This is a genomic window from Rubrilithobacter danxiaensis, assembly GCF_047272945.1.
In the GTDB taxonomy this organism is placed as follows: Bacteria; Bacteroidota; Bacteroidia; order Sphingobacteriales; family Sphingobacteriaceae; genus Rubrolithibacter; species Rubrolithibacter danxiaensis.
Genome location: NZ_JBKOPS010000016.1, coordinates 55,092 through 64,032 on the forward strand (window position 1 = coordinate 55,092; position 8,941 = coordinate 64,032).

General features: G+C 38.8%; 9 protein-coding genes. 4 read left to right on the forward strand and 5 right to left on the reverse strand.

What is annotated here, in order from left to right; all coding sequences use genetic code 11:
• Position 1: 1 nt before the first annotated feature.
• Positions 2-337, reverse strand: coding sequence for a tetratricopeptide repeat protein (locus ACLCDL_RS16605; RefSeq protein ID WP_423149531.1), 336 nt, complete (start codon positions 335-337; stop codon positions 2-4).
• A gap of 45 nt (positions 338-382) precedes the next feature.
• Here ACLCDL_RS16605 and ACLCDL_RS16610 point away from each other — a divergent pair, with 45 nt between their 5' ends.
• From ACLCDL_RS16610 to ACLCDL_RS16625, 4 genes are all read left to right on the forward strand, one after another.
• Positions 383-1,120, forward strand: coding sequence for an electron transfer flavoprotein subunit beta/FixA family protein (locus ACLCDL_RS16610; RefSeq protein ID WP_423149532.1), 738 nt, complete (start codon positions 383-385; stop codon positions 1,118-1,120).
• Between the two features lie 28 nt (positions 1,121-1,148).
• Positions 1,149-2,129: an electron transfer flavoprotein subunit alpha/FixB family protein gene (locus ACLCDL_RS16615; RefSeq protein WP_423149533.1), complete on the forward strand. Its 981-nt coding sequence runs from the start codon at positions 1,149-1,151 to the stop codon at positions 2,127-2,129.
• A 39-nt stretch (positions 2,130-2,168) separates the two neighbouring features.
• Positions 2,169-2,765: a bifunctional nuclease family protein gene (locus tag ACLCDL_RS16620; protein ID WP_423149534.1), complete on the forward strand. Its 597-nt coding sequence runs from the start codon at positions 2,169-2,171 to the stop codon at positions 2,763-2,765.
• A gap of 66 nt (positions 2,766-2,831) precedes the next feature.
• Positions 2,832-3,746, forward strand: coding sequence for a DUF3667 domain-containing protein (locus tag ACLCDL_RS16625; RefSeq protein WP_423149535.1), 915 nt, complete (start codon positions 2,832-2,834; stop codon positions 3,744-3,746).
• A gap of 51 nt (positions 3,747-3,797) precedes the next feature.
• On the opposite strand, the gene ACLCDL_RS16630 is transcribed toward ACLCDL_RS16625, so the two are convergent.
• From ACLCDL_RS16630 to ACLCDL_RS16645, 4 genes are all read right to left on the reverse strand, one after another.
• Entirely contained in the window at positions 3,798-5,084 is a 1,287-nt protein-coding gene (locus ACLCDL_RS16630; protein ID WP_423149536.1) for a citrate synthase, read from the reverse strand.
• A 173-nt stretch (positions 5,085-5,257) separates the two neighbouring features.
• Positions 5,258-5,782 carry a DUF3347 domain-containing protein gene (locus tag ACLCDL_RS16635; protein WP_423149537.1) on the reverse strand — a complete coding sequence of 175 codons (525 nt, stop codon included), beginning with the start codon at positions 5,780-5,782 and terminating at the stop codon, positions 5,258-5,260.
• Between the two features lie 74 nt (positions 5,783-5,856).
• Positions 5,857-6,387: an outer membrane beta-barrel protein gene (locus ACLCDL_RS16640; protein ID WP_423149538.1), complete on the reverse strand. Its 531-nt coding sequence runs from the start codon at positions 6,385-6,387 to the stop codon at positions 5,857-5,859.
• Between the two features lie 129 nt (positions 6,388-6,516).
• On the reverse strand, positions 6,517-8,941 hold a 2,425-nt coding region (locus ACLCDL_RS16645; protein ID WP_423149539.1), incomplete at its 5' end, for an Ig-like domain-containing protein.

The following is an 8,941-nucleotide window of genomic DNA, read 5'->3' on the forward strand; positions in this document are numbered from 1 at the left end:
GTTAATCGTCTTCGTAATCTAAACCAACCGCTGAATTATATACAGTTTGCAATTCGGAAAGCGCATGGTTATCTCTTGCATTTCGTGCTACCATCATCCCTTGCTGATAAGTTTTTATCGCTTCGTCTTTCCTGTTAAGTACTTCATATAACCGGCCAAGATGATAATAGGTACCTACATAATCGCTGTGGTTCTGCATCAGATCTTCAAAATAACTCAAAGCCGAAGCGGTTTCATTTAAAGCAAGATACTCGGTAGCAAGCGCATATTTCAGAAAAGGGTCATTTGGTTCATTTTTTGAAAATTCTAAAAGCTTTTGCAGGCGATTGCTGTTCATTGTAATAAGTGGCTTTTTTAATTATTTTTGCAGAAACGGTTTTTTATGAAAGTATTGGTTTGCATCAGCAACGTTCCGGATACCACCACAAAAATAACTTTTACCAACGATAATACCCAATTTAGCACCGCCGGAGTTCAGTATATTCTAAACCCCTACGATGAAATTGCGCTGTCAAAAGGTATTGAATTATGCGAAGGTGGCAAAGGAACCTTAACGGTAATAAATGTGGGCGAAGCAAATACAGAACCTACTATCCGCAAAGCGCTGGCAACAGGTGCAGATGATGCCGTACGCATAAATGCTTTTCCTGCCGATGGATTTTTTGTAGCAAATCAGATTGCTGATTTTGTGAAGGATAAAGATTATGACCTGATACTAACAGGCCGCGAGTCTATTGATTATAACGGTTCGCAGGTTGCTGCCATGCTGGGAGAGCTCTTACAAATTCCGTCCATTTCAATAATAAAGAAACTGGACTATAACGGAACTGAATTTACTATAGAACGTGAAATTGAAGGCGGTAAAGAAGTTTTAACTGCTTCTGCTTCCCTGGTCGTAAGTTGCACAGAGGGAACTGCAGAACCGCGGATACCCAATATGCGGGGTATCATGTCTGCAAGAACCAAGCCTTTGCAGGTGATTGAACCTGTAGAAACTCCTTTTTATACACATTACGAACGATTTGAATCTCCTCCACAAAAAGGAGCAGTAAAAATACTCGCAGCAGAAGAAACCGAAAAATTGGTTGAATTATTGCATACGGAAACCAAAGCAATATAAAATACGTGTTATATTAATTGATAGCTAAATGTCTGTACTTGTATATATCGAACACAACGAAGGGAAAGTAAAAAAATCTTCTTTAGAAGCAGTTTCTTATGCAAAAGAAATTGCAAAACAAACGGGTACAACTTTAGTTGCATTAGCTGTTGGAGATATTTCTACGGATATTCTTGGTACTTTAGGGAATTATGGTGCACAAAAAGTACTATATATCAGCAACAAAAATCCAAAAGCGCTTACTGATTCAGATTATATTGCAGCTATCTGTGACGCTGTTAATAAAGAAAACTCAACGATAGTTATTTTTTCAAATTCTTTTACTGGAAAAAGCATAGCTCCTGCTGTAGCTGTAAAACTTAAAGCAGCTTATGGAGGCGGGGTAATTGATATTCCCGAAATTGGAGAAAGCAGCTTTCAGGTTAAAAAGATGGCTTTCTCCGGAAAAGCATATGCCTTTGTAACTTTATCTTCCGACATTAAGGTACTGGCTGTTAATCCAAATTCTTTTCCAATAGCTGAAACGGGAAACAACCTGGCTGAAATTGAAGAATTCGAGCCCGTGCTGAATCCGTCGGCAGCTACGATAAAAGTACAGGAAGTGATTAAATCAACCGAAAAAGTACCGCTGCCCGAAGCCGAAGTTGTAGTTTCAGGAGGCCGGGGGTTAAAGGGGCCTGAAAACTGGAAAGTTATTGAAGATCTTGCCGAAGTATTAGGTGCAGCCACAGCTTGTTCTAAACCGGTATCTGATGCAGGCTGGCGGCCGCACGAAGAACACGTGGGACAAACCGGAATTACCATCAGTCCGAATTTATATATCGCAGTAGGCATATCAGGAGCTATTCAGCACTTAGCCGGAGTAAGTTCTTCAAAAACCATTGTTGCTATTAACAAAGATCCGGAAGCGCCTATTTTTAAAGCTGCAGATTATGGAATTGTAGGTGACGCTTTAGAGGTGGTTCCTAAATTAACAGAAGCAATACGAAATTTTAAAGAAAAGGGGTAATTCTGACCTGACTTTATCGGATAAAGTCAATCATAAGTTATGAAAAAGATAAAATTAGACATAGTAGGGTTATCATATAGCCAAACGCAATCTGGAGCTTACGCACTGGTTTTAGGCGAAGTAAGCGGAAGAAGACGCCTGCCGATAATTATAGGAGGGTTTGAAGCCCAGGCTATAGCAATTGAAATTGAAAAAATGACTCCAAGCCGTCCGCTCACCCACGATTTGTTTAAATCTTTTGCTCAGGTTTATTCCATCTCCGTACAGGAAGTGATTATTTACAATCTGGTCGACGGAATTTTTTATGCCAAATTAATTTGCTCTGATGGCAAAAAAACCACAGAAATCGATGCCCGCACTTCCGATGCCATTGCACTGGCAGTACGATTTGAATGCCCTATATATACGTACGAATTTATACTTGCTACTGCAGGAATTGTGATTGAAGGCAATGACTTTGTTTTCCTGGAAAATATCGATACTCCTACAGAAGAAAAAATAGCTACTTCTCCTGCTAATTATTCCTCTTTAACTGATGAAGAATTGAAAGAAAAACTTCAACAGGCATTAACTGAAGAAGCTTACGAAAAAGCTGCAAAAATCAGAGATGAACTTTCAAAAAGAAGGTCTTCCTGATTTTTATAATTCACGCTGCTGTTATATCTTTAATGTTCCTTCTGGAGAATATTTTAGTAGAATTTAATGAAGAAACATTACCGCTCTGAAAAAAACTGCCTGAATTGCGGCAAATCCATTGAATATAATTTTTGTTCTTATTGCGGACAGGAAAATTTACAGCTGAAGGAAAGTTTCTGGCATATAGTAACTCACAGCGTAGGGCATTACTTCCATTTTGATTCAAAATTTTTAAACAGTATTGTTCCTTTATTAATTAAACCCGGCTACCTGACAATTCAGTACAATAAGGGCAAACGGGTTTCTTACCTGCCTCCGGTAAGCATGTATATCTTTATAAGCATTGTTTTCTTCTTTTTTTCTTCGTTAAAAAACAAAAAGGCCGAAAAAGAAAACCTGGAAGTAAGAAATGAGCAAGCGGATACAATACCAGCGGCGAAAAAGGAAGCTTCTTTAGACCAAAAAGATCAGCAATTACTTTTTGACAGCGTAGATAGCGCCCTGGCAAAAAAGTCTGATGATGAAAAAGAAAGTTACTGGGAAAAATATTTGAACAAAAAAAGAGTGGAGTTTGGATCTGAATCCAAAAGAGACGCTTTCAACGAAGCACTGGAACATAATATTCCAAAAATCATGTTTATCCTGCTTCCGCTGTTCGCCGTGATTTTAAAATTAGTTTACTTCAGGAAACATGCGTATTATGTGGAGCATCTTATTTATTCCATTCATTTTCAATCCTTTGTCTTTCTCTTTCTCGTTGTCTGCTACATTATTGAATTTATTATTCCTAAAAGTGCAGTCGTTCTTGATACGTTAACCGTAATTTTCATTACCTGGTATCTGTACAAATCTTTAAGAAATGTGTATAACAGCTCAAGAAAAAGCACCATTTTTAAAATGCTCATCCTGAGTTTTTCGTATGTTATTTTGCTGGCAATCAGTTTTGCAGTGGTTGCTGCGGCTACAGCCCTGTTTTATTGAACATAAAAAAACCGGTTCGTTTTGAACCGGTTTTAATCTTTATATAATTTCTTAACGCTTAGAAAGCTCAACAAAATCCCTAACCGGTTCTCCAACGTAAACTTGTCTTGGGCGGCCAATAGGCTCTTTATTTTCACGCATTTCTTTCCATTGAGCAATCCATCCGGGTAAACGTCCCAAGGCAAATAAAACTGTAAACATATCTGTAGGAAATCCTAAAGCACGATAAATAATTCCTGAATAAAAATCTACGTTAGGGTAAAGCTTGCGTTCAACAAAGTATGAATCGTTTAGCGCTACTTCTTCTAAACTTTTTGCTATTTCCAGAACAGGATCGTTAATTCCTAATTTTTCAAGTATATCGTCACATGCTTTTTTTATAATTTTTGCACGGGGATCAAAGTTCTTGTAAACTCTGTGTCCAAATCCCATCAAGCGGAAGGAATCATTTTTATCTTTTGCCTTATTTACCCATTTGGCAACATCACCGCCATCATTTTTTATTTTTTCAAGCATTTCAATTACCGCCTGATTTGCGCCCCCATGTAATGGGCCCCATAAAGCTGAAATACCTGCGGAAATGGAGGCAAACAAATTACAGTCGGAAGAACCTACTATACGTACAGTTGAAGTGGAACAGTTTTGTTCATGATCAGCATGAAGGATAAGAAGCTTATTCATTGCACTTACTACAACCGGATCAATCTCTACATCTTCGGTACGTTGCCCAAAAGTCATGTGAAGGAAATTAGTAACATAGTCCAGCTTATTTTGAGGGTATATTACCGGATGTCCCAATGATTTTTTATATATCCACGAAACTATTGTTGGCATTTTAGCCAGCAATTTTAAAATGGCAAGATTTACGTCTTCTTTGCTTGGATGCGGATCAAGGCTTTCGGGATAAAAAACAGAAAGGGAACATACCAGTGAACCTAACTGGCCCATAGGGTGAGATTTTGAAGGAAAACCATCAAAAAACTTCTTCATATCTTCATGAACCAGCGTATGGCGGCTAATCTGGAACTGAAAATCCTTCAGTTGATCTGCAGTAGGAAGTTCGCCGTAAATCAGTAAATACATTACTTCAATGAAAGAAGAATTTTCAGCAAGCTGTTCTATCGGATAACCCCTGTACCGTAAAATACCATTTTCACCATCAAGAAATGTAATGGCACTTTTAGTTGAACCTGTATTTTTATATCCACTATCTATAGTAATATAACCTGTCTGGTCTCTGAGTTTAGATATATCAATCGCCTTTTCCTGCTCAGTTCCGGTGATTACAGGTAAATTAATGGACTTATCGCCAAATGTTAAAGATGCTGTCTCTGACATATAAATAGTGTTTCCGAGCAAAAATAATTAAATCTGCCTGTTTTGAAATTATTTTTTATAAAGCAATGCATTTTTTACATTAAATTAATTTATATACAAAATAATTTCACTTATTTCTTTCTATCTGATAAAAAATTTTGATTTTTCTATAGATAAAGAACCAGTTTTAATAATTATTTCAATTCTTGTTTAACCTCACCACACGTAAGCATATCATTACCGTAGTATGGATTCCGAATCTCGCTTTCCGAGGCCATCCAATACGCTCCGTTGCCTTGATTCGCCATCGGACAATATTGAATAAAAATGCTTCCTGTTTGAATATCAGCAGCTTTGAAAAGTGTCAGGATATCAGAATTTAAAGTAATAAATCTTTCCCTTTGTATCCCAATATCTGTTGTTTCTGCAATCTGCCGAGCAATTTTTGCCGTATTTTCACAACCTTCAATATTTTTAAGTGTCGCTATCATCTCCTCTCCTGCTTTACCGGCTTTAGAAGAATCAGAAGCCACCAATGCATTTTTTAATGTGAGATACTGATGATAAAGCACATTTTTATTTTCATCTTTCAGTTTTACCGAAGGCCCAACTGTACGGGTTACCGTTGCAGAATCTTTATCGGAAGAGGCCGATTTATTCGCCTGATTACATGCAGTTGCAATAAAAGCAGACCAGATAAGAACTATTATTTTTTTCATATCAATATAGTTAGGAAAGCGTAAAAATAACAAAGCCCCGGCAAACCGGGGCTGTTCAATTAATTATTTAAGGATTAAAGCCTGAAACCGTAAGCAATACGAAGTGCCACCTGTCCAATATTTGAATTGTTAACGGAATAGCCTTCATAACGTAAGCCCAGATCGAGGCCGTTATTAAATCCCAAACCTATGCCCGGAGCATAAATAAAAGATGTTTTGGCGCCTTCATCCAAACCAAATCCTGCGCCTAATTCTCCTGAAATATAAAAACGTTCAACCGGAAAAACTTTAATTCCTGCTTTAACTGGTATCAGGTCATAAGAATCTATCCCAAGTCCATCAAACTTATCTTTAACAGAAATATTAGTATACCCTGCTGAGAGTAATCCTGAAACATTTGAAGAGAAGTCTTTTTGCAGACGAAGGTCGCCACCTATAGCAAAACCCCACGGATCTTTTGTGGCATTTCCTAAACTGAGACCAATTCCAAAACGGGTAGCATGTGAATCTCCTGCCGGCTCTGTAGTTTGAGCTTTAAGGTTTGAACTGATTAATAAAGCTGCTGCAGCTACTGCAGATGCTATAAATTTTGTAGTTTTTTTCATAGTAAAAGCAATTAGAGTAATTTAATTAAAGATTATTTTACTTCATTTTATTGCACATTTATTAACAAGGAAAGTGCCAAAAAGATTTGTCAGTTAAAAGATAAATAAAAATATGCTGATTATCAGCGATCATCTCTTGAGAATGAGATAGCCTTTATTTAACCTGGTTTCTTTTGTTCCGGACTGGTAGGTATAGATCAGATAGTAATATACACCATCTACAAGTTCTGTATTTGTATTGGTTAGCAAGCCAGTGTTGGCAACTCCTTTAAACACCCTGTCGGACTCGTTATAGTTTTTTATTCTGAACACTTCGTTACCCCAACGATTTAAAATAATCACTTCATTATCCAGGTCTTTTATATTTTTAATATCGAAATGATCCTTTATTCCATCATTATTAGGCGATACAAGAGGATCAATCACAAGTTCCGGATTTTCCGGAGTGGTTTGAACAGGGTTTTCATCTGGTGGAAGCTGTGGATAAATATCCTGAATGGTCACGATGGCATTTTTTCCAATCCTCACCAGGGGATTTGAAACCCCGGCTATATCAATTAAGACTTTTTCATCCTGCTCATCAATATCATCTCCTAAGGCAGCTATGGTTATTTTTTCTTTGGTAGAAGTTTGTCCTGCCGGAATAACAAGTTGTTCATATTGATCTAACAGAAAATAATCCCGCTCTTTTGTTGCAGAACCCGCATAATTCAGTGTTACTACAACATCTTCATAAAACGCCCTTGAAAGCCTTGCTGTAACCGTAGTTTTTTTACCCTCCATTACAGAACTCCGCTCAGGTGTGAGGTTAACAACAGGTGAATTAGCTACATTGATAGTTACTTTTGCAATGGAGCACTCGCCGGAAGGATCGCAAGCCTGGTAAGTATACGTATCCTCACCTGTAAAATCTTCGGATGCTATATACGTAAATTTCCCGTCTGGCGTAAATTCCAACGTGCCGTGTGTAGGTTCAGTAAGTTTGCTGAATGATAGCGCATCTTTATCCTGATCAAAATCATTAGGGCAGATACATCCTTTAAATACTGTACCTGGCTCTGCTGAAAAAACATCATCAGCTGCAACTGGAGGGTGATTAACAGCAACTACCGTAATCATTACCCTGGCATTATTACACAACCCTTTTCCATCACAGGCCGAATAGTCAAAGAAAGTTGTACCTGACCAGTCATTCTTAGGATAGAACTTAAATTTCCCGTCGCTGTTAAAATGCAGGGTGCCATTTTCGGGAAGGGTCAGCTGGCTGTAAATTAAATTGTCCCCATCCGGATCCGTATCATTTTCAACTACAGAACCCTCAATTGCTTCATTTTGCTTTGATTTGAATTTATCATTACCTGCAACTGGCGGACAATTACCCTGATTTACAACCGCATTAACAAAAACAGTACAGTTATTCGCGTCTTTTACTAATATATTGTACGTACCTGCCTGTAATCCTCCAGCAGTGGAAGTGTGATTATTAGAATCCTGCATCCAGCTGTATGTGTAGGGTTCTACTCCACCTGTTACCATAAGGCTGACGCTACCGTCTGCCGAGTATGAACATGAAGTAGCTTTAATTTCTACCTTAGCTACCAATTCTGCCGGTTCGCTTATTATTACTTTTTCTATTGCAGTACAACCATGTGCATCTGTTACAGTTACTTCGTAGGTTCCTGACTTTAAATTATTTGCGACAGAAGTAGTTTGGACAGGTAAAGTACTCCAGTTATAGGTGTAAGGTGCTGTACCTCCATTCACCAAAACCCTGGCAGTACCACTGGAACCACCATTGCATTTAACATTCGTTACATTTGTGGATAATGCTAAGGCAGCGGGTTCAGTAATTGTTACTGTTTCAGTGGCGGTACACCCGTTGGCGTCTGTAACACTTACTGTATAACTACCCACTTTTAAATTGCTGATATCCTGTGAAGCTGCCCTGTAATTATTTATTCCTGTCCAGGAATAAATGTACGATCCTGTTCCCCCTGTTACAGTAAGGTCAACTGCACCTTCATTGCTACCATTACATTGCACATCTGACTTGGTAATACTTATTAAAATTTTTTGTGGAGCGATCAGAGTAATACTTAAATCCGTGCTGCAGCCGTTGGCGTCTTTGATGTTAATCGTGTGAAGGCCTGCTCCTACATTGGTAAACACATTTGAAGACTGGTAAACTCCGTTATCCAGTGAATAGCTTAAACTGCCGGTGCCTCCGCTGGCAGTGATCGTGATCTCCCCGTCGGTACTGGTACTGCAGCTGAGCTGGCTGCCGTTGTAGTTCGAGCTTGCTGCTGCACCGGCTGTAATAGCTGGTGGAGCAGTCAGGGTAATACTTACGTCCGTGCTGCAGCCGTTAGCATCTTTAACGCTGATCGTATGAGAACCTGCTCCTACACCGGTAAAGATATTCGAGGACTGATAAGTGCCTCCATCCAGCGAATAACTTAAACTACCGGTGCCTCCGCTGGCGGTGATCGTGATCTCTCCGTCGGTACTGGCACTGCAGCTGAGCTGACTGCCGTTGTAATTCGAGCTCACTGCG